We start from the raw sequence: 19,513 nt of genomic DNA, 5'->3' as shown, positions 1-19,513 counted from the left end.
AAGCAAAAAGAACGCCCGTAAACCGGGCGTTCTCAGCCGATGGGCTGCTTCATACAGATTTCTGCGGCAGACGCAAGGGCCTGCCGCAATTCTGTGGGCTTAAGCCTGGGCAGAAACAACTTTCCAGGTCTTGTCCTTGGAGATCGGTGCGCATTCCTCGATGGAAACGACATCACCAATCTTGTACTGGTTGGTTTCGTCATGCGCCTTGTACTTCTTCGAACGGCGAACCGTCTTCTGAAGCAGCGGATGAGCGAATCGGCGCTCGACGCGGACAACAACGGTCTTCTCGTTCTTGTCGGAAACGACTACGCCCTGCAGAATGCGTTTTGGCATATTATTCTTCCTTAGGCCTTGGCTTCTGCCGCCTTCTGGCGGGCAATGGTCTTCACGCGAGCGATGTCCTTGCGGACTTCGTTGATGCGGGAGCTCTTCTCAAGCTGGTTGGTGGCCTTCTGGAAGCGCAGATTGAACTGCTCTTTCTTCAGGTCAGCAAGCTTATCCTTGAGCTGATCGGCCGTCAGGCCGCGTACTTCTTCGGCTTTCATCGTGCCTCTCCTTACTCTGCGATGCGCTGAACAAAGCGCGTCGTGACCGAGAGCTTGGCAGAGCCGAGGCGCAGGGCCTCGCGCGCGATTTCTTCCGAAACGCCGTCGATCTCGAACATGATACGACCAGGCTTGACCTTGCAAGCCCAGTATTCAACAGAACCCTTACCCTTACCCATACGAACTTCGGTGGGCTTGGCAGTAACCGGGACGTCAGGGAAGACGCGGATCCATACACGGCCCGCGCGCTTCATGTAACGGGTGATCGCGCGGCGAGCCGCTTCGATCTCGCGAGCGTTCACGCGGTTCGGTTCCTGAGCCTTCAGGCCGAATTCGCCGAATGCCAGGTCGAAGCCGCCCTTGGCAACGCCCTTGATGCGGCCCTTGAACTGCTTGCGGAACTTGGTACGCTTTGGCTGCAACATTTTCTTACTTCTCCGAGCTTATCTTTCGCCAGCGCTAATCAAGCGTTTTCGCGTTCGCGGCGACCGCCGCGATCGTTGCGTTCGCGGCTTGCCGGACCCTGTGCGTCGCCTTCAAGGCCACGACGTTCGGAAGCCATCGGATCGTGCTCAAGGATTTCGCCCTTGAAGATCCAGACCTTGATGCCGCAGATGCCGAATGCGGTAGAGGCTTCAGCCGTACCGTAGTCGATGTCTGCACGCAGGGTGTGAAGCGGCACGCGGCCTTCGCGGTACCATTCGGTACGAGCGATTTCAGCACCGCCGAGACGGCCTGCGCAGGTGATCTTGATGCCTTCGGCGCCGAGACGCATGGCCGACTGAACGGCACGCTTCATCGCACGGCGGAAAGCCACGCGGCGCTCGAGCTGCTGGGCGATCGACTGACCGACCAGCGTGGCATCGATTTCCGGCTTGCGCACTTCAACGATGTTGAGGTGCGTTTCCGAAGAGGTCATGGTCGAGATCTTCTTGCGAAGCTTCTCGATGTCTGCACCCTTCTTGCCGATGATCAGACCCGGGCGAGCCGAGTGGATCGTGACGCGGCACTTCTTGTGCGGACGCTCGATAACCACCTTGGCGATGCCGGCCTGCTTCAGCTCGGACATCAGGTAAGCGCGGATCTTCAGGTCTTCATGGAGCAGCTGGCCGTATTCGGCGTTGTCGGCGAACCAACGGCTGTCCCAGGTACGGTTAATGCCGAGGCGGAAACCGATAGGATTGATTTTCTGACCCATTATGCGGCCTCCCCTTTTTCCTCGACTTCGCGAACGACGATCGTCAGATGCGCGAACGGCTTTTCGATGCGCGAGGCGCGGCCGCGACCACGAGCGTGGAAACGCTTCATGGTGATCGACTTGCCGACGTAGGCTTCCGCCACGATCAGGCTGTCGACGTCGAGGTCATGGTTATTCTCGGCGTTGGCGATAGCAGACTCGAGAGTCTTCTTCACCGAACCGGAAATGCGCTTGCGCGAAAATTCCAGTTCTGCCAGGGCGCGTTCAACCTTCTTGCCACGGATCATGGCAGCGACGAGGTTGAGCTTCTGCGGGCTGACGCGAAGCGTGCGGGCTACTGCCTGTGCTTCGTTGTCCTTCAGCCGGCGTTCGGTCTTAGCCTTCGCCATGGTTACTTCCTCTTCGCCTTCTTGTCCGCACCGTGACCGTAATAGGTCCGGGTCGGAGAGAATTCACCGAACTTGTGACCGACCATGTCTTCGTTGACATTGACCGGAATGTGCTTGCTGCCGTTGTAGACGCCGAACGTCAGGCCAACAAACTGGGGCAGGATCGTGGAGCGACGGCTCCAGATCTTGATAACTTCTGCACGTCCGCCTTCGCGCACCTTCTCAGCCTTCTTGAGAAGATAGCCGTCAACAAACGGACCTTTCCATACTGAACGAGCCATTTTTTGACTTCCCTCTTACTTCTTGCGCTGGTGGCGCGAACGCATGATGAACTTGTCGGTCGACTTGTTCGAACGCGTGCGCTTGCCCTTGGTCGGCTTACCCCATGGGCTCACCGGATGGCGACCACCAGAGGTACGGCCTTCACCACCGCCGTGCGGGTGATCGACCGGGTTCATGACGACGCCGCGGTTATGCGGACGCTTGCCACGCCATACGGTACGACCAGCCTTGCCGTCGTTGATGTTGCCGTGATCCGGGTTGGATACGGCACCGACTGTACCAAGGCACGAAGCCGGTACGAGGCGCTGTTCACCGGAGTTCAGACGCAGGATCGCCATGCCGGCATCGCGGCCGACGAGCTGCACGTAGGTGCCAGCCGAACGAGCAATCTGCCCACCCTTGCCAGGCTTCATTTCCACGTTGTGGACGATGGAGCCGACCGGGATGTACTGCAGCGGCATCGTGTTGCCGGGCTTTACGTCCACTGCCTTGGTGGAGGCAATGACCTTGTCGCCGGCAGCAAGACGCTGCGGAGCAAGGATGTAAGCCTGCTCACCATCCGTGTAGGTGATGAGCGCGATGAACGCGGTACGGTTCGGGTCGTATTCCAGACGCTCGACGGTGCCTTCGATGTCGAACTTGCGACGCTTGAAGTCAACCAGGCGATAGGTACGCTTGTGACCGCCGCCGATGAAGCGGGCGGTGATGCGGCCGTTGTTGTTACGACCGCCGCTCTTGGAGAGACCTTGCGTAAGCGCCTTGACCGGCTTGCCCTTCCAGAGGCCCGAGCGGTCGACGATAACCAGCTGGCGCTGGCTAGGGGTCGTCGGATTGTAGCTTTTCAATGCCATGATCTAATTCCCTCAGAGGCCCGTGGACACGTCGATGGACTGGCCTTCGGCGAGCGTGACGATAGCCTTCTTGACGTCCTTCTGCTTGCCGACGAAGCCGCGGAAGCGCTTCGTCTTGCCCTTGCGGACCAGCGTATTGACGGCAGTGACCTTGACGCCGAAGAGAGCTTCGATGGCAGCCTTGATTTCAGGCTTGGAAGCGGTCTTGGCGACGTTGAAGACGACCTGGTTCTGTTCGGATACCAGTGTCGACTTTTCGGTGATCGACGGAGAGACGATCACGTCGTAGTGGCGAATGTCGATCACTTGAAACGCTCCTCGAGGGCTTCAACCGCAGCCTTGGAAAGCACGAGCTTGCCGCGACGCAGGATGTCGTAAACATTGATGCCCTGTACCGGAAGAACGTCCACGTTCGGGATGTTCTGGGCAGCGAGCTTGAAGTTGCTGTCGAGTTCGGCACCGCCGATGAACAGCACGTTGGTCAGGCCGAGCGAAGCGAACGTACCGACCAGACCCTTGGTCTTTGCTTCAGCAGCAACCAAGTCATCGATAACGATCAGATCTTCAGACTTCAGCTTGGCCGACAGGGCGTGACGCAGAGCAAGCGCACGAACCTTCTTGGGAAGGTCGAATGCATGGCTGCGGGTAACCGGGCCGTGAGCCTTGCCACCACCACGGAACTGCGGAGCGCGAGCCGAATGGTGACGAGCGCGGCCCGTACCCTTCTGCTTGAACATCTTGGCGCCGGTGCGGGAAACTTCCGCACGTGTCAGCGTCTTGTGTGTGCCCTGCTGCTTCTTGGCAAGCTGGTAGCGAACCATACGGGCGAGGATGTCCTCGCGCGGGTCGAGGCCGAAGATCGCGTCGGACAGGGAAACCTTGCCGGCGTCTTTTCCCTCGAGGGTCTTGACGTTGAATTCCATTTGCTTGGCTCCCTTACTTCGCGGCCGACTTGACGGCATCGCGGACGATGATCCAAGCGCCCTTCGAACCGGGAACGGCACCCTTTACGAGGATCAAACCACGATCTTCGTCGGTGGATACAACTTCCAGATTCTGCGTGGTTACGCGGGTCGAACCCATGTGACCAGCCATGCGCTTGCCCTTCCAGACCTTGCCCGGATCCTGGTTGTTACCAGTAGAACCGTGCGAACGGTGCGAAACGGACACACCGTGCGTGGCGCGAAGACCGCCGAAGTTATGGCGCTTCATGGCGCCAGCAAAACCCTTACCGATCGAGGTGCCGGTCACGTCGACCAGCTGGCCGGCCGAGAAGTGGCTCGGGGTCAGAGACTGACCAACTTCGATAAGGTTGTCGCTGGAAACGCGAAACTCTACGAGCTTCGCCTTCGGCTCGACTTCAGCAACGGCAAAATGACCGCGCAGAGCCTTGCTCGTATTCTTGACCTTGGCAGTACCAGCACCAAGCTGGACAGCCGTATAGCCATTCTTTTCATCGGTACGCTGGGCTACCACCTGGCAGTTTTCCATGCGCAGTACCGTTACCGGGATATGCTCGCCGGCGTCGTTGTAGACGCGGGTCATCCCAAGCTTCTGTGCAATTACACCTGAACGCATCGGTTCAATCCTTCTCACTCAACCCGAGACCTGGCCTCAGAGCTTGATTTCCACGTCGACACCAGCGGCGAGGTCGAGCTTCATCAGAGCATCGACTGTCTGGGGCGTCGGATCGACGATGTCGAGCAAGCGCTTATGCGTGCGCATTTCGAACTGCTCGCGGCTTTTCTTATCGACGTGGGGAGACCGGTTGACCGTAAACTTCTCGATTCGAGTCGGAAGCGGAACGGGGCCCCGGACGCTAGCTCCGGTGCGCTTCGCCGTCGACACGATCTCGCGCGTAGAAGCGTCGAGAATACGGTGATCGAATGCCTTAAGGCGAATGCGGATATTTTGGCCGTTCATTCGACGTTATCCTTGTTATCTAGTTATCCGTGCACCGAAAAAACGGAACACAGGTTCTTCGTACCTAAAGGCGGGACCACCGGTGTCAAAGATCGAGAGAGACCCCGGCGAACCGTGGCTCTTTCCAGTCTTCGGGCCCAAAGGACCCACCTTTATATTGATTTGCAGCAGACGATTCGCTGGCCAAAGCCGCTTTTCACTGCGCTCACGCGCCATCTGCTACATTTTTATGTCATACGCAAGGGTCTACCCCGTTTGCGCATGAAAAAAGCATGAATAAAGGGATAAGGGCGCCGCGAGCGGCGCCCTTACCTGTCTTATTCTACGATCGAGGCAACGATGCCGGCGCCGACGGTACGGCCGCCTTCGCGGATAGCGAAGCGCAGCTTTTCTTCCATCGCGATCGGAACGATCAGCTCAACAGCAACCGTGACGTTGTCGCCCGGCATAACCATTTCCGTGCCTTCCGGCAGCGAAACGATACCGGTCACGTCCGTCGTGCGGAAGTAGAACTGCGGACGGTAGTTGGTGAAGAACGGAGTATGACGGCCGCCTTCTTCCTTCGTCAGGATGTAGGCTTCTGCCATGAACTTCTTGTGCGGCTTGACCGAACCCGGCTTGCACAGGATCTGACCACGCTCGACGCCGTCACGCTGTACGCCACGGATCAGCGCGCCGACGTTGTCGCCGGCCTGGCCCTGGTCGAGCAGCTTGCGGAACATTTCAACGCCGGTAACCGTCGTCTTGGTCGTGTCGCGGATGCCGACGATTTCGACTTCTTCGCCAACCTTGACGATACCACGCTCGACGCGGCCGGTCACAACAGTACCACGACCCGAGATCGAGAACACGTCTTCGATCGGCATCAGGAACGGCTGGTCGATCGGACGCTCAGGCGTCGGGATGTAGGCGTCGACCTGAGCCATCAGCTCGCGGATCGCGTCTTCACCGATCTTCTTGTCCGAATCGTTCAGAGCGGCCAGAGCCGAACCCTTGACAACCGGAACGTCGTCGCCCGGGAAGTCGTAGGACGACAGAAGTTCGCGAACTTCCATTTCCACGAGTTCCAGCAGCTCTTCGTCGTCGACCTGGTCGACCTTGTTGAGGAACACGACCAGAGCCGGAACGCCAACCTGACGAGCAAGCAGGATGTGCTCGCGGGTCTGCGGCATCGGGCCGTCGGCAGCCGAGCAAACCAGGATCGCGCCGTCCATCTGCGCTGCACCGGTGATCATGTTCTTGACGTAGTCGGCGTGGCCGGGGCAGTCGACGTGCGCGTAGTGGCGGTTCGGCGTCTCATACTCAACGTGTGCCGTCGAGATGGTGATGCCGCGTGCCTTTTCTTCCGGTGCAGCGTCGATCTGGTCGTACGCCTTGAACTCGCCGAAATACTTCGTGATCGCTGCCGTCAGAGACGTCTTGCCGTGGTCGACGTGGCCGATCGTGCCGATGTTCACGTGCGGCTTGTTACGCTCAAACTTGCTCTTTGCCATTGCAGGCTCTCCATTTTATGTGGACCGTTTCAGGTCCTAATTCTTGTTTGATCGCCCCGGCTTTGAGACCGGGGCGTAGTCTGGTGTCGTATTCCGATTACTTCTGACCGGAATACTTAGCCTGGATTTCGGTCGCGACGTTCGACGGAACCGGTGCGTAGTGATCGAAGGTCATCGAGTACTGCGCGCGGCCCTGCGACATGGAGCGCAGGTTGTCGACGTACTTGAACATGTTCGCAAGCGGAACGTGTGCGTTGATGACGATAGCGATGCCGCGCTGTTCCTGGCCCTGGATCTGGCCACGACGCGAGTTCAGGTCGCCGATAACGTCACCGACATAGTCTTCCGGCGTTACGACTTCGACCTTCATCATCGGCTCTAGAAGCTGTGCACCAGCCTTCTTTGCTGCTTCACGGAAGCAGGCACGCGATGCGATTTCGAAGGCGAGAACCGACGAGTCGACGTCGTGGAAGGCGCCGTCGATGAGGGTCGCCTTGACGCCCAGCATCGGGAAGCCAGCCAGCGGACCCGAAGACAGAACGCTCTCGATACCCTTCTGAACGCCCGGGATGTATTCCTTCGGAACAGCACCGCCGACGATCTTGGATTCGAACAGGAAGTCTTCGCCATCCGGGTTCGGTTCGAAGACGATCTTGACGCGCGCGAACTGACCGGTACCACCGGACTGCTTCTTGTGCGTGTAGTCTTCTTCGTGCTGACGCGTGATGGTTTCGCGGTAGGCAACCTGCGGAGCACCGACGTTGGCTTCAACCTTGAACTCGCGACGCATACGGTCAACGAGAATGTCGAGGTGAAGTTCGCCCATGCCGGCGATGATCGTCTGACCCGATTCCTGGTCAGTCTTGACGCGGAACGACGGATCTTCAGCAGCCAGACGGTTGAGCGCGAGGCCCATCTTTTCCTGGTCGCCCTTGGACTTCGGCTCGATCGCGATCTGGATGACCGGCTCGGGGAATTCCATCCGCTCGAGGATAACCGGCTTCAGCGGATCGCAGAGCGTATCGCCAGTGGTGGTTTCCTTGAGGCCAGCCAGAGCAACGATGTCGCCTGCAAAGGCTTCTTCGATGTCTTCACGGCTGTTGGAGTGCATCTGCAGCATACGGCCGACACGCTCGCGCTTGTCCTTGACCGTGTTGATGACAGACGAACCCTTTTCGAGCTTGCCCGAATAGATACGTGCGAAGGTGAGCGAACCGACGAAGGGGTCGTTCATGATCTTGAACGCCAGCATCGAAAGCGGCTCCGAGTCGTCAGCGTGACGCTCGATTTCGGCTTCGGTCTTGAAGTCGATGCCCTTGATCGCGGGGATGTCCATCGGCGACGGCAGGTAGTCGACAACAGCGTCGAGCAGCGGCTGAACGCCCTTGTTCTTGAACGCGGTGCCGCAGAACATCGGGTGGAACTTGACGTCGATCGTGCCGCGGCGAACCAGTTCACGGATCTTGTCATTGTCCGGCATGTCGCCGTTCAGGTAGGCTTCCATTGCCTCTTCGTCGATTTCGACGACCTGTTCGATCATCTTCTCGCGATATTCGGCAGCCTTTTCCTTCAGGTCGTCCGGGATCTCGACAACGTCCCATGCAGCGCCGAGCGATTCGTCGCGCCATACGAGAGCGTTCATCTCAACCAGGTCGACAACGCCCTTGAATTCGGTTTCTGCACCGATCGGGAGCTGCATGACGACTGCGATGGCGCCAAGACGGGTCTTGATCATCTCGACCGAGCGGTAGAAGTCCGCACCGGTCTTGTCCATCTTGTTGCAGAAGATCATGCGCGGAACGTTGTACTTCTCAGCCTGACGCCAGACGGTTTCCGTCTGCGGCTCTACGCCGGCGTTGGCATCGAGAAGAGCAACCGCACCGTCGAGCACGCGCAGCGAACGTTCGACTTCGATGGTGAAGTCAACGTGGCCGGGGGTGTCGATGATGTTGAAGCGGCGCATCTTGCCGTCGCGACCCTTCCAGAAGGTCGTGGTGGCAGCGGAGGTGATCGTGATGCCACGCTCCTGCTCCTGCTCCATCCAGTCCATGGTGGCAGCGCCGTCATGAACTTCACCGATCTTGTGCGACTTGCCGGTGTAATAGAGAATACGCTCGGTGGTCGTGGTCTTGCCGGCGTCGATATGCGCCATGATACCGAAGTTGCGGTAGTCTTCGATTTTATATTCGCGAGCCATAATGACTGCCTTTCGAAATTCGATCGGTTAAGATTACCAGCGGTAGTGCGAGAAGGCGCGGTTGGCGTCAGCCATCTTATGCGTATCTTCGCGCTTCTTGACAGCGGAACCACGGTTGTTCGAGGCATCCATCAGTTCACCGGACAGGCGGTCAACCATGGTGGTCTCGTTGCGCTTGCGGGCAGCAGTGATCAGCCAGCGAATAGCGAGTGCCTGACGGCGCTCCGGACGAACGTCGACCGGGACCTGGTAGGTAGCACCACCAACGCGGCGCGAGCGTACTTCAACATGCGGCGCGATATTCTCGAGCGCCTGATGGAAGATCGCCAGCGGCTCGGACTTTGCCTTTGCCTGCACGCTATCGAAGGCACCGTAAACGATGCTTTCAGCAACCGACTTCTTGCCATGAAGCATGATGGCATTCATGAACTTCGTGACGACCAGATCACCGAACTTCGGGTCCGGGTTGATCTCACGCTTCTCTGCACTATGACGTCTGGACATACGTTCCGTCTCTCAATTGTTGCGGGCGCTTTATCACGCGGAGAACCTCGCGCAGCGCCAAATAGGTTTTGTTGACCGAAGATTACTTCGGACGCTTCGCGCCGTACTTGGAGCGACGCTGCTTACGGTTCTTGACACCCTGGGTATCGAGAACGCCGCGGATGATGTGGTAACGAACGCCCGGCAAGTCCTTTACGCGGCCGCCACGGATCATGACGACAGAGTGTTCCTGCAGGTTGTGACCTTCACCCGGAATATAACCGATGACTTCGAAGCCGTTGGTCAGACGGATCTTGGCGACCTTACGCAGAGCCGAGTTCGGCTTCTTCGGCGTCGTGGTGTAGACGCGGGTGCAGACGCCACGCTTCTGCGGGTTTTCCTGCAGAGCCGGGACCTTGTTGCGCTTGACCTGTGCCTGACGAGGCTTGCGGATCAGCTGGTTTACGGTAGGCATATAACCATCCCTTGCAAAATAATCTCGTGACCCCTTTTGAGGGCCGGTTTCGCCGTTTCCGGCCGCGACGCACACATTCCAACATGCACAAAACGTGGCCCCACCCTGTCTCGGAAGGACCACGGAAGGCAGAGGACGCGTTCAAAAAACGCGTCGTGCGTGCAGCATTCTTGTCTTCAACGTGCGCATGGAAGCCTGTTTGAGGCATATTTCCGACACGTGTCGTGCCGGATAGTGCAGCCTCACATCTCTTCCGATGCGGCGCGTTTACTGTTTCCGTCCCGGCGCGTCAAGGGAGAAAACGAAATTACCCCCTGCCCGACCTGGGCAAGCGCCTTGTTTTCCGGCCTTTATACGCCATTTCCGGGGAATTGCGACACAGGTTCGGTGATGCCGGTGGGAATCGGCTGGCAAAGCCGTTAAGAATCGATAAAGACCTGAAAGGCACCTGCCCACGGCACTGCCGCCAGCCTCGGAAATGGAAAAACGCATGATCGACACGCCCGACAACGACAACACTCTCGACGAACCAATGATCTTCATCATCATCGGCAAGGGGTATGAATCGAAGACGAGCGAAGGCACGGAGATGCATATCCTGCTGCGCGCGCCCGATGATGACACCGCCGTACGCGACGCGCTCAACGCGCTGTCCGAAGAAGGTTTTCTCGAAGCGGACCTCGACCAGATCGGTGTCCTGACGCAAGAGCCCGTGGATGAACCGCATGCCTCCGCCTATCAGGGCGCTCTCGAAGGCGAAGTGTCGATCATCCGCTTCACCTCCTGACCCACACGCCGCACGCCGCTGCGGCGGCCCGTGCGACGCCGTTCAGGCCATACGATACGCCCACGCCTCCACCGCGTGGGCGTTTTCGTTTGTGCATCATCCATGATCCCGGATTGCTCCGGACAGTAAAAAAGCCGCCCGGATCACTCCGAGCGGCTTCATTTTTATCGGAAGGACCGACCCTGCTTATTCAGCCGGGGTCTTCTCCGGGTTCATGTCCTGCAGCATCGGGGTGGCAGAGCCAGCGCCCGAACCCTTCTTGCGCTCATCAAGGATGAGTTCGTCGCGCGAAGTGGCGATGCGGCGGATCTGCGTCATGGTCCCGCCGGTACCAGCCGGGATGAGGCGGCCGACGATGACGTTTTCCTTCAGACCCTGCAGTGTGTCCATCTTGCCGGCGATGGCAGCTTCCGTGAGAACCTTGGTGGTTTCCTGGAAGGATGCAGCCGAGATGAAGGACGGCGTCTGCAGCGATGCCTTGGTGATGCCGAGCAGAACCGGATCGCCGTAAGCGGGCTTCTTGCCCTCTTCCTCGAGCCGTTCGTTGGCTTCGTCCAGTTCGATACGATCGACGTTGTCGCCGACGATGTACTGGCTGTCACCACTGTCGGTGATCTCGACCTTCTGCAGCATCTGGCGAACGATCACCTCGATGTGCTTGTCGTTGATCACAACGCCCTGCAGTCGGTAGACTTCCTGGATTTCGTTGACCAGGTAGGAAGCGAGTGCTTCCACGCCCTTGATCGCCAGGATGTCGTGCGGCGCCGGGTTACCGTCGAGGATGTAATCACCCTTTTCGATATAGTCGCCTTCCTGAAGGTGGAAGGGCTTGCCCTTCGGGATCAGGTATTCGACCGGCTCGACACCGTCTTCTGCAGGCTCGATCATCACGCGACGCTTGTTCTTGTAGTCGCGGCCGAGGCGGATCGTACCATCGATCTCAGCGATGATGGCGTGGTCCTTCGGACGACGAGCTTCGAACAGTTCGGCAACGCGCGGCAGACCACCGGTGATGTCCTTGGTCTTGGCGCTTTCCATCGGAACACGCGCAAGAACGTCACCCTGCGACACCTTCTGGCCCGGTTCTACGGACAGGACGGCCTCGACGTTGAGGTGGAAGCGGGCTTCGCCACCACGCGACAGCTTCAGGATCTGGCCTGCATCGTCCTTGATGACGATTGCCGGCTTGAGATCGACACCGCGCGGCGTCGAACGCCAGTCGATGACCTGACGCTTGGTGATGCCGGTGGATTCGTCGGTGGATTCCGAAACCGAGATCGAGTCGACCACGTCTTCGAAGGAAACCGTACCGGCGACTTCCGTCATCATCGGGCGTGTGTATGGGTCCCACTCTGCCAGACGCTGACCGCGACGAACCTTGTCACCATCATCGACATGCAGCTTCGAACCGTAGGCAACGCGCTGCGAAGAACGCTCCACGCCACGCTCGTCCAGGATCGTCACCGCCATGTTACGACCCATGGCGACAAGAACGCCTTCCGAGTTGCGCAGCATGTTGCGGTTCTTGATCAGGATCGTGCCTTCGTACGACGCTTCCAGGAACGACGAGTCAACCACGTTGGCCGTACCACCAAGGTGGAACGTACGCATGGTCAGCTGCGTGCCCGGCTCACCGATAGACTGAGCAGCGATAACGCCGACTGCTTCGCCCATGTTGACCGGCGTACCGCGAGCAAGGTCGCGGCCGTAGCAAACCGAGCAAACGCCGGTCTGGACTTCGCAGGTCAGTGCGGAGCGAATGCGGATCGACTGGATGCCAGCCTTTTCGATTTCGATGACATCCGGCTCGAGGATCATGCGGCCGGCATCAACGATGCGCTCACCCGTGACCGGATGATCGATGTCGTCGAGAGCCGTACGACCCAGAACGCGGGCGCCGATCGATGCAACGACCTGGCCGGCGTCAACGATGGCGGTCATGGTAAGACCGGTCTCGGTGCCGCAATCGACGAGGTTGACGATGCAATCCTGGGCGACGTCAACGAGACGACGCGTCAGGTAACCGGAGTTAGCCGTCTTCAGAGCCGTGTCTGCGAGACCCTTACGGGCACCGTGGGTCGAGTTGAAGTACTCGTTAACGGTCAGACCTTCCTTGAAGTTCGACGTGATCGGCGTTTCGATGATTTCACCCGACGGCTTGGCCATCAGGCCGCGCATGCCGCCCAGCTGACGCATCTGGTTCGGTGAACCACGAGCACCCGAGTGCGACATCATGTAGATGGCGTTCATCTGCTTCTGGCGACCGGTTTCCGGATCGAACTCGACGGCCTTAATGCGGGCCATCATGTCTTCGGCAACCTTCTCGGTGGCCTTACCCCAGGCGTCGACGACCTTGTTGTACTTTTCGCCCTGAGTGATCAGACCGTCATTGTACTGCTGTTCGTATTCCTTCACCAGGGTTTCGGTGTCACCGACGATCTTGGCCTTGGTTTCAGGAATGATCATGTCGTCCTTGCCGAACGAAATGCCGGCGCGGCAGGCATGCTTGAAGCCCAGCTGCATGATGCGGTCGCAGAAGATGACCGTGTCTTTCTGACCGCAGTGACGGTAGACCGTGTCGATCATCTTGGAGATGTTCTTCTTGGTCATTTCCTGGTTGCAGGTCTCGTAAGGGACCTTGAAGTTCTTCGGCAGAAGTTCGCCGATGATCATACGACCAGGTGTCGTCTCATGGATCTGCGAAACCGGCTTGCCTTCTTCGTCGACCGTCTTGAAACGACCGCGGATCTTGGCATGCAGGGTCACGACCTTGTTTTCCAGAGCATGGAGCAGTTCGCCCATGTCGGAGAAGACCATGCCTTCGCCCGGCTCGTTCTGGTTCATGATCGATAGGTAGTACAGGCCGAGAACCATGTCCTGCGACGGAACGATGATCGGTGCACCGTTAGCCGGGTGCAGGATGTTGTTCGTCGACATCATCAGGACGCGGGCTTCGAGCTGAGCTTCCAGCGACAACGGCACGTGAACGGCCATCTGGTCACCGTCGAAGTCGGCGTTGAAGGCCGTGCAGACGAGCGGGTGCAACTGGATAGCCTTGCCTTCAACCAGGATCGGTTCGAAGGCCTGGATGCCCAGACGGTGCAGCGTCGGTGCGCGGTTCAACAGGACCGGATGCTCGCGGATAACCTCGTCGAGGATATCCCAGACTTCCGGCTTTTCCTTTTCAACCAGCTTCTTGGCCTGCTTGACGGTCGAGGAATAACCCTTGGCGTCGAGGCGGGCGTAGATGAACGGCTTGAACAGTTCGAGCGCCATCTTCTTCGGCAGGCCGCACTGGTGCAGCTTCAGTTCCGGACCCGTCACGATAACCGAACGACCGGAATAGTCGACGCGCTTGCCGAGAAGGTTCTGGCGGAAGCGGCCCTGCTTGCCCTTGAGCATGTCGGACAGCGACTTCAGCGGACGCTTGTTGGCGCCGGTGATGACGCGGCCACGGCGGCCGTTGTCGAACAGCGCGTCCACAGATTCCTGCAGCATGCGCTTTTCGTTGCGGATGATGATGCCCGGAGCGCGCAGTTCGATCAGGCGCTTCAGACGGTTGTTACGGTTGATGACGCGACGATAGAGATCGTTCAGGTCAGACGTCGCGAAGCGGCCGCCATCGAGCGGAACCAGCGGACGCAGGTCCGGCGGGATAACCGGCACGACCTTCATGATCATCCATTCCGGGCGGTTGCCGGACTCGATGAAGTTCTCGACGATCTTCAGTCGCTTCATGAACTTCTTCTGCTTCAGATCAGACGTCGTTTCCGCCAGATCTGCACGCAGGTCACCAGCCAGCTTGTCGAGGTTCATCGACGCCAGCATTTCGAAGATGGCTTCAGCACCGATCATCGCCGTGAACTGATCTTCACCGAACTCGTCGATGGCGATCATGTATTCCTCTTCCGACAGAAGCTGATTTTCCTTCAGCGACGTCAGGCCAGGCTCGGTGACGATGTAGTTTTCGAAGTAGAGAACGCGCTCCACATCCTTCAGCGTCATGTCGAGCAGCGTCGAGATACGCGAAGGAAGCGACTTCAGGAACCAGATATGGGCAACCGGAGCTGCGAGCTCGATATGGCCCATGCGCTCACGACGAACGCGCGACAGCGTGACTTCGACGCCGCACTTTTCGCAGATGATGCCCTTGTACTTCATGCGCTTGTACTTGCCGCACAGGCACTCATAGTCCTTGATCGGACCAAAGATGCGCGCGCAGAACAGGCCGTCACGTTCCGGCTTGAAAGTACGGTAGTTGATGGTTTCCGGCTTCTTGATCTCGCCGTAGGACCACGACAGGATCTTTTCCGGGCTCGCAATCGAGATCCGGATCGAATCGAAGTGCTGTGCCGGCACTGTCGGGTTGAAAAGGTTCATGACCTCTTGGTTCATGCCTGTCTCCTTGATGGGGCGCGAAGGCCCTCAAACGGGTCGTGCTCGACAAATTCCCGGGCTGTCGAACCAGACCCTTAAATGACAAAGGACGCCAGTGATGGCGAAACTCCCCTCACCTTTCCGGTTGCCCGGCGGTTAAGGGAATGGTGTGCGCAATTTCTCACGCACACCGTTGTCAAAGTATTATTCGGCTGCGTCCGGCAGCTGACCTTCCGGCTGGTTTTCGAGCTTGGAATTCTCCAGCTCGACCGACAGACCGAGCGAGCGCATTTCCTTGACGAGAACGTTGAAGCTCTCCGGAATGCCCGCTTCGAACGTGTCGTCGCCACGTACGATCGCTTCGTAGACCTTGGTACGGCCTGCCACGTCGTCCGACTTCACGGTCAGCATTTCCTGCAGGGTGTAGGCGGCGCCGTAGGCTTCCAGAGCCCAGACTTCCATTTCCCCGAAGCGCTGGCCACCGAACTGCGCCTTACCACCGAGCGGCTGCTGGGTGACGAGCGAGTACGGACCGATCGAACGCGCGTGGATCTTGTCGTCCACAAGGTGGTTCAGCTTGATCATGTACATGTAGCCGACGGTTACCTTGCGGTCGAACTGCTCGCCGGTACGGCCATCGTAGAGAACCGACTGACCGCTTTCGTCCAGACCAGCCTTCTTCAGCATGGCAGCAACGTCAGGCTCATGCGCACCGTCGAAGACCGGCGTTGCGATGGAGAGACCACGCTTGGACTGCTCGGCCAGACGAATGAGAGATTCGTCGTCGAAGGTCGAAACCTCGTTATTGGCCTGGCTTTCGTAAGCTTCGGTCAGCTCCTGCTTGAGCTCGGTGATGTCGTTCGATGCCTTGTACTCTTCGAGCATCTGACCGATGCGCTTGCCCATACCGGCGCAAGCCCATGCAAGATGCGTCTCGAGGATCTGGCCGACGTTCATGCGCGAAGGCACGCCCAGCGGGTTCAGAACGACGTCGACATGGGTACCATCTTCCAGGAACGGCATGTCTTCGACAGGCACGATACGCGAGACAACGCCCTTGTTACCGTGACGGCCGGCCATCTTGTCGCCCGGCTGGATCTTGCGCTTAACAGCCACGAAGACCTTGACCATCTTCATGACACCCGGAGGCATTTCGTCGCCGCGCTGTACCTTCTCGACCTTGTCCATGAAGCGGTGCTCGAGGAGCGACTTCGATTCGTCGTACTGGGCACGCAGAGCTTCGACTTCGCCCTGAACCTTTTCGTCTTCGACTGCGAACATCCACCACTGCGAGCGGGGGTATTCGGAGACGATGGCGTTGGTCAGTTCGACGCCCTTCTTGAAGCCCTTCGGGCCGGCAACCGACATCTGGCCGCGCAGCATCTCGATCAGACGGCCGTAAACGTTACGGTCGAGGATCGCCTGCTCGTCGTCACGGTCCTTGGCGAGGCGTTCGATTTCCTCGCGCTCGATCGCCATCGCACGTTCGTCCTTTTCAACGCCGTGGCGGTTGAAAACGCGAACTTCGACGATGGTGCCGAACGTGCCCGGAGGCATGCGCATGGAGGTGTCGCGAACGTCGGACGCCTTTTCACCGAAGATGGCGCGCAGAAGCTTTTCTTCCGGCGTCATCGGGCTTTCGCCCTTCGGCGTGATCTTGCCGACGAGAATGTCGCCAGGAGCGACTTCCGCACCGATGTAGACGATACCGGCTTCGTCGAGGTTCTTCAGCGCTTCTTCCGAAACGTTCGGAATGTCGCGCGTGATTTCTTCGGGACCAAGCTTGGTGTCACGTGCCATCACTTCGAATTCTTCGATGTGGATGGAGGTGAACACGTCGTCCGACACGATACGCTCGGAGAGCAGGATCGAGTCTTCGTAGTTGTAACCGTTCCAGGGCATGAACGCGACGAGCGCGTTGCGGCCGAGTGCCAAGTCACCCAGGTCCGTCGACGGACCGTCGGCGATGATGTCGCCCTTGTTCAGAATGTCACCGACGGCGACGAGCGGACGCTGGTTGACGCAGGTGTTCTGGTTCGAACGCTGGAACTTCATCAGGCGGTAGATATCGACGCCGGACTTGCCGGATTCGAGGTCTTCCGTGGCGCGGATAACGATACGTGTCGCGTCGACCTGGTCGACCACGCCGCCACGACGGGCAGCGATGGCAGCACCGGAGTCACGGGCAACGACCGGTTCCATGCCGGTACCGACGAACGGCGCTTCAGCGCGAACGAGCGGAACGGCCTGACGCTGCATGTTCGAGCCCATGAGAGCGCGGTTGGCGTCGTCGTTTTCGAGGAACGGTATCAGAGCCGCGGCAACCGAAACCAGCTGCTTCGGCGAAACGTCCATCAGGTTGATGGTGTCGCGCGGGGACAGCATGACTTCGCCGGCATGACGGCAGACGACGAACTCTTCGACGAACAGGCCGTCCGTGGTCAGCTCGGAGTTTGCCTGGGCAACGTAGTACTTCGCTTCTTCCATTGCGGAGAGATAAACGACGTCCTTCGTGACCTTGCCGTCAACGATCTTGCGGTACGGGCTTTCGATGAAGCCGTACTTGTTGACGCGGGCAAAGGTGGCCAGCGAGTTGATCAGACCGATGTTCGGGCCTTCCGGCGTTTCGATCGGGCAAATACGGCCGTAGTGGGTCGGGTGAACGTCGCGGACTTCGAAGCCTGCGCGCTCGCGGGTCAGACCACCCGGTCCAAGAGCCGAAAGACGGCGCTTGTGGGTGATTTCCGACAGCGGGTTCACCTGGTCCATGAACTGCGACAGCTGCGAGGAACCGAAGAACTCGCGAACGGCGGCAGCTGCCGGCTTCGCGTTGATCAGGTCCTGCGGCATCACGGTGTCGATTTCGATCGAGGACATACGTTCCTTGATCGCGCGTTCCATACGCAGGAGACCCAGACGGTACTGGTTTTCCATGAGCTCGCCGACCGAACGAACACGGCGGTTGCCGAGGTTGTCGATGTCGTCGATTTCGCCCTTGCCGTCGCGCAGCTCGACCAGCATCTTGACCACGGCCAGGATGTCGTCCTTGCGGAGTGTACGAACGGTGTCTTCGACCTGCAGGTCGAGGCGCATGTTCATCTTCACGCGGCCAACGGCGGAGAGGTCGTAACGCTCCGCATCGAAGAACAGCGAGTTGAACATGGCTTCGGCGGAATCCATGGTCGGCGGTTCACCCGGACGCATGACGCGGTAGATATCGAACAGAGCGTCCTGACGGTTCTCGTTCTTGTCGACCGAAATCGTGTTGCGGATGTAGGCGCCGACATTGATATGGTCGATGCCGAGAACCGGGATCTCGTCGAAACCGTTCTTGAGAATGATCCCGAGGGTCTTCTCGTCGATTTCGTCGCCGGCTTCGAGATAGATCTCACCGGTTTCGTAGTTGACGACGTCTTCGGCAAGATAGTTGCCGTACAGATCGTCATTGCTGGCCTTGAGAGCCTTGAGGCCCTTTTCGGTCAGCGTGCGAAGCAGACGCGGGGTCAGCTTCTTGCCGGATTCGACAACGACTTCGCCGGTATCGGCGTCGATCATGTCGGACAGCGTCTTGGCACCCTTGAGGGTTTCCGCGTTGAACGGAATGCGCCAGCCGTCACCGTCGCGTTCGTAGTTCGACTTCGAATAGAAGGTCGACAGGATTTCTTCGCCATCCATGCCGAGGGCCATCAGCAGCGAAGAAACCGGGATCTTGCGACGACGGTCGATACGGGCGTAAACGATGTCCTTGGCGTCGAATTCGATATCGAGCCAGGAACCGCGGTAAGGAATAACGCGAGCAGCGAAGAGCAGCTTGCCGGAAGAATGGCTCTTGCCCTTGTCGTGGTCGAAGAAGACGCCCGGCGAACGGTGCATCTGCGACACGATAACGCGCTCGGTGCCGTTCACGATGAACGTACCGTTATTGGTCATGAGCGGCATGTCGCCCATGTAGACAGACTGTTCCTTGATGTCCTTGATGGACTTCGCGCCTGTATCCTCGTCGATATCGAACACGATGAGGCGCAGCGTCACTTTCAGCGGCGCTGCGTAGGTCAGATCGCGCTGACGGCATTCATCAACGTCGAACTTCGGCGGTTCGAATTCGTAGGACACGAATTCGAGCATCGAGGCACCGGAAAAATCGGTGATCGGGAAGACGGAGCGGAAAACCGCCTGCAGCCCCTCGTCGGGGCGGCCGCCTTGCGGCTCGTCTACCATAAGAAACTGATCGTAGGACGCCTTCTGAACCTCGATGAGGTTCGGCATCTGCGTAACTTCAGGAATTTTTCCGAAAAACTTGCGTACGCGCCTGCGACCGTTGAACGAAAGGGTCTGAGCCATCGTCGCTCCTTCAAAATTGCATCCGGGCCTGCAACGGACGGGTGTCGATGGCCAGTCGATCCCGTCGAACATGGGTGATCTCAAACTCGTCCCACTTCCCAATGCCGCAGGCCGGATTGCCATGGCGGTCTCGGTTCGGGACTATCCTCTTGAGAACCCATTACCCAGG

Annotated in this window: 18 protein-coding genes; 1 reads left to right on the top strand and 17 read right to left on the bottom strand. The window is 58.7% G+C overall.

The genetic code is table 11. From position 1 onward, the window contains the following. Window positions 1-99: 99 nt before the first annotated feature. The 15 genes from rpsQ to rpsL all read right to left on the bottom strand — a co-directional run bounded on the left by rpsQ (window position 100) and on the right by rpsL (window position 9,839). Window positions 100-336 carry a 30S ribosomal protein S17 gene (gene rpsQ / locus EDF70_RS10690; protein ID WP_112731760.1) on the bottom strand — a complete coding sequence of 79 codons (237 nt, stop codon included), beginning with the start codon at window positions 334-336 and terminating at the stop codon, window positions 100-102. 11 nt (window positions 337-347) lie between these two features. Beyond that, the gene (gene rpmC / locus EDF70_RS10685; protein ID WP_132273298.1) at window positions 348-548 is read right to left on the bottom strand and encodes a 50S ribosomal protein L29; all 201 of its coding nucleotides are present in this window, start codon (window positions 546-548) and stop codon (window positions 348-350) included. Between the two features lie 11 nt (window positions 549-559). Beyond that, window positions 560-973, bottom strand: a complete 414-nt coding sequence (gene rplP, locus EDF70_RS10680; RefSeq protein WP_132273297.1) for a 50S ribosomal protein L16 — start codon at window positions 971-973, stop codon at window positions 560-562. Between the two features lie 38 nt (window positions 974-1,011). Next, window positions 1,012-1,746 (bottom strand): 30S ribosomal protein S3, encoded by a 735-nt coding sequence (gene rpsC / locus EDF70_RS10675; protein WP_132273296.1) that lies wholly within the window; start codon window positions 1,744-1,746, stop codon window positions 1,012-1,014. Further along, a complete protein-coding gene (gene rplV / locus EDF70_RS10670) occupies window positions 1,746-2,135 on the bottom strand; it encodes a 50S ribosomal protein L22 (RefSeq protein ID WP_132273295.1) in 390 nt (129 codons plus the stop codon). Before rplV ends, rpsC begins: the two co-directional genes overlap by 1 nt. A gap of 2 nt (window positions 2,136-2,137) precedes the next feature. Beyond that, window positions 2,138-2,416: a 30S ribosomal protein S19 gene (rpsS, locus tag EDF70_RS10665; RefSeq protein WP_018900272.1), complete on the bottom strand. Its 279-nt coding sequence runs from the start codon at window positions 2,414-2,416 to the stop codon at window positions 2,138-2,140. A gap of 15 nt (window positions 2,417-2,431) precedes the next feature. Further along, on the bottom strand, window positions 2,432-3,268 hold the full coding sequence (gene rplB, locus EDF70_RS10660) for a 50S ribosomal protein L2 (RefSeq protein ID WP_132273294.1): 837 nt from the start codon (window positions 3,266-3,268) through the stop codon (window positions 2,432-2,434). A 12-nt stretch (window positions 3,269-3,280) separates the two neighbouring features. Beyond that, window positions 3,281-3,574, bottom strand: coding sequence for a 50S ribosomal protein L23 (locus EDF70_RS10655; RefSeq protein ID WP_112731768.1), 294 nt, complete (start codon window positions 3,572-3,574; stop codon window positions 3,281-3,283). After that, window positions 3,571-4,191, bottom strand: a complete 621-nt coding sequence (rplD, locus tag EDF70_RS10650) for a 50S ribosomal protein L4 (protein ID WP_132273293.1) — start codon at window positions 4,189-4,191, stop codon at window positions 3,571-3,573. The genes EDF70_RS10655 and rplD overlap by 4 nt, the downstream gene beginning before the upstream one ends. 13 nt (window positions 4,192-4,204) lie before the next feature. Next, window positions 4,205-4,846 (bottom strand): 50S ribosomal protein L3, encoded by a 642-nt coding sequence (gene rplC, locus EDF70_RS10645; RefSeq protein WP_132273292.1) that lies wholly within the window; start codon window positions 4,844-4,846, stop codon window positions 4,205-4,207. Window positions 4,847-4,882: 36 nt separating this feature from the next. After that, the gene (rpsJ, locus tag EDF70_RS10640) at window positions 4,883-5,191 is read right to left on the bottom strand and encodes a 30S ribosomal protein S10 (RefSeq protein ID WP_003507767.1); all 309 of its coding nucleotides are present in this window, start codon (window positions 5,189-5,191) and stop codon (window positions 4,883-4,885) included. Between the two features lie 317 nt (window positions 5,192-5,508). Continuing rightward, a complete protein-coding gene (gene tuf, locus EDF70_RS10635) occupies window positions 5,509-6,684 on the bottom strand; it encodes an elongation factor Tu (protein ID WP_132273282.1) in 1,176 nt (391 codons plus the stop codon). A 97-nt stretch (window positions 6,685-6,781) separates the two neighbouring features. Further along, entirely contained in the window at window positions 6,782-8,881 is a 2,100-nt protein-coding gene (gene fusA / locus EDF70_RS10630) for an elongation factor G (RefSeq protein ID WP_132273291.1), read from the bottom strand. A 33-nt stretch (window positions 8,882-8,914) separates the two neighbouring features. Then, on the bottom strand, window positions 8,915-9,385 hold the full coding sequence (gene rpsG / locus EDF70_RS10625) for a 30S ribosomal protein S7 (protein WP_132273290.1): 471 nt from the start codon (window positions 9,383-9,385) through the stop codon (window positions 8,915-8,917). Between the two features lie 82 nt (window positions 9,386-9,467). Then, window positions 9,468-9,839 carry a 30S ribosomal protein S12 gene (gene rpsL / locus EDF70_RS10620; RefSeq protein ID WP_003507760.1) on the bottom strand — a complete coding sequence of 124 codons (372 nt, stop codon included), beginning with the start codon at window positions 9,837-9,839 and terminating at the stop codon, window positions 9,468-9,470. Between the two features lie 490 nt (window positions 9,840-10,329). Between rpsL and EDF70_RS10615 the strand changes: the two genes are divergently transcribed. Next, window positions 10,330-10,626 carry a transcriptional regulator gene (locus EDF70_RS10615; protein WP_132273289.1) on the top strand — a complete coding sequence of 99 codons (297 nt, stop codon included), beginning with the start codon at window positions 10,330-10,332 and terminating at the stop codon, window positions 10,624-10,626. Window positions 10,627-10,812: 186 nt separating this feature from the next. Here the strand turns inward: EDF70_RS10615 and rpoC are convergent, their stop codons facing one another. After that, the gene (gene rpoC / locus EDF70_RS10610; protein WP_132273288.1) at window positions 10,813-15,021 is read right to left on the bottom strand and encodes a DNA-directed RNA polymerase subunit beta'; all 4,209 of its coding nucleotides are present in this window, start codon (window positions 15,019-15,021) and stop codon (window positions 10,813-10,815) included. Window positions 15,022-15,207: 186 nt separating this feature from the next. Continuing rightward, window positions 15,208-19,344 (bottom strand): DNA-directed RNA polymerase subunit beta, encoded by a 4,137-nt coding sequence (gene rpoB / locus EDF70_RS10605; protein WP_132273287.1) that lies wholly within the window; start codon window positions 19,342-19,344, stop codon window positions 15,208-15,210. Window positions 19,345-19,513 lie beyond the last annotated feature (169 nt).

The organism is Neorhizobium sp. JUb45 (genome assembly GCF_004343585.1).
In the GTDB taxonomy this organism is placed as follows: Bacteria; Pseudomonadota; Alphaproteobacteria; order Rhizobiales; family Rhizobiaceae; genus Neorhizobium.
Note: the sequence above shows the minus strand (reverse complement) of the source record. Positions and strands in the feature narration are given on the sequence as shown.

Bases quoted from the DNA above. Each gene is read 5' to 3' on its own strand.
- tuf (WP_132273282.1), bottom strand. From the start codon at position 6,684: ATGGCAAAGAGCAAGTTTGAGCGTAACAAGCCGCACGTGAACATCGGC.
- rplP (WP_132273297.1), bottom strand. From the start codon at position 973: ATGTTGCAGCCAAAGCGTACCAAGTTCCGCAAGCAGTTCAAGGGCCGC.
- rpmC (WP_132273298.1), bottom strand. From the start codon at position 548: ATGAAAGCCGAAGAAGTACGCGGCCTGACGGCCGATCAGCTCAAGGAT.
- rplC (WP_132273292.1), bottom strand. From the start codon at position 4,846: ATGCGTTCAGGTGTAATTGCACAGAAGCTTGGGATGACCCGCGTCTAC.
- rplV (WP_132273295.1), bottom strand. From the start codon at position 2,135: ATGGCGAAGGCTAAGACCGAACGCCGGCTGAAGGACAACGAAGCACAG.
- fusA (WP_132273291.1), bottom strand. From the start codon at position 8,881: ATGGCTCGCGAATATAAAATCGAAGACTACCGCAACTTCGGTATCATG.
- rplD (WP_132273293.1), bottom strand. From the start codon at position 4,191: ATGGAATTCAACGTCAAGACCCTCGAGGGAAAAGACGCCGGCAAGGTT.
- rpsL (WP_003507760.1), bottom strand. From the start codon at position 9,839: ATGCCTACCGTAAACCAGCTGATCCGCAAGCCTCGTCAGGCACAGGTC.
- rpsJ (WP_003507767.1), bottom strand. From the start codon at position 5,191: ATGAACGGCCAAAATATCCGCATTCGCCTTAAGGCATTCGATCACCGT.
- rpsG (WP_132273290.1), bottom strand. From the start codon at position 9,385: ATGTCCAGACGTCATAGTGCAGAGAAGCGTGAGATCAACCCGGACCCG.
- rpoC (WP_132273288.1), bottom strand. From the start codon at position 15,021: ATGAACCAAGAGGTCATGAACCTTTTCAACCCGACAGTGCCGGCACAG.
- rpsC (WP_132273296.1), bottom strand. From the start codon at position 1,746: ATGGGTCAGAAAATCAATCCTATCGGTTTCCGCCTCGGCATTAACCGT.
- rpsS (WP_018900272.1), bottom strand. From the start codon at position 2,416: ATGGCTCGTTCAGTATGGAAAGGTCCGTTTGTTGACGGCTATCTTCTC.
- rplB (WP_132273294.1), bottom strand. From the start codon at position 3,268: ATGGCATTGAAAAGCTACAATCCGACGACCCCTAGCCAGCGCCAGCTG.
- rpsQ (WP_112731760.1), bottom strand. From the start codon at position 336: ATGCCAAAACGCATTCTGCAGGGCGTAGTCGTTTCCGACAAGAACGAG.
- rpoB (WP_132273287.1), bottom strand. From the start codon at position 19,344: ATGGCTCAGACCCTTTCGTTCAACGGTCGCAGGCGCGTACGCAAGTTT.
- EDF70_RS10615 (WP_132273289.1), top strand. From the start codon at position 10,330: ATGATCGACACGCCCGACAACGACAACACTCTCGACGAACCAATGATC.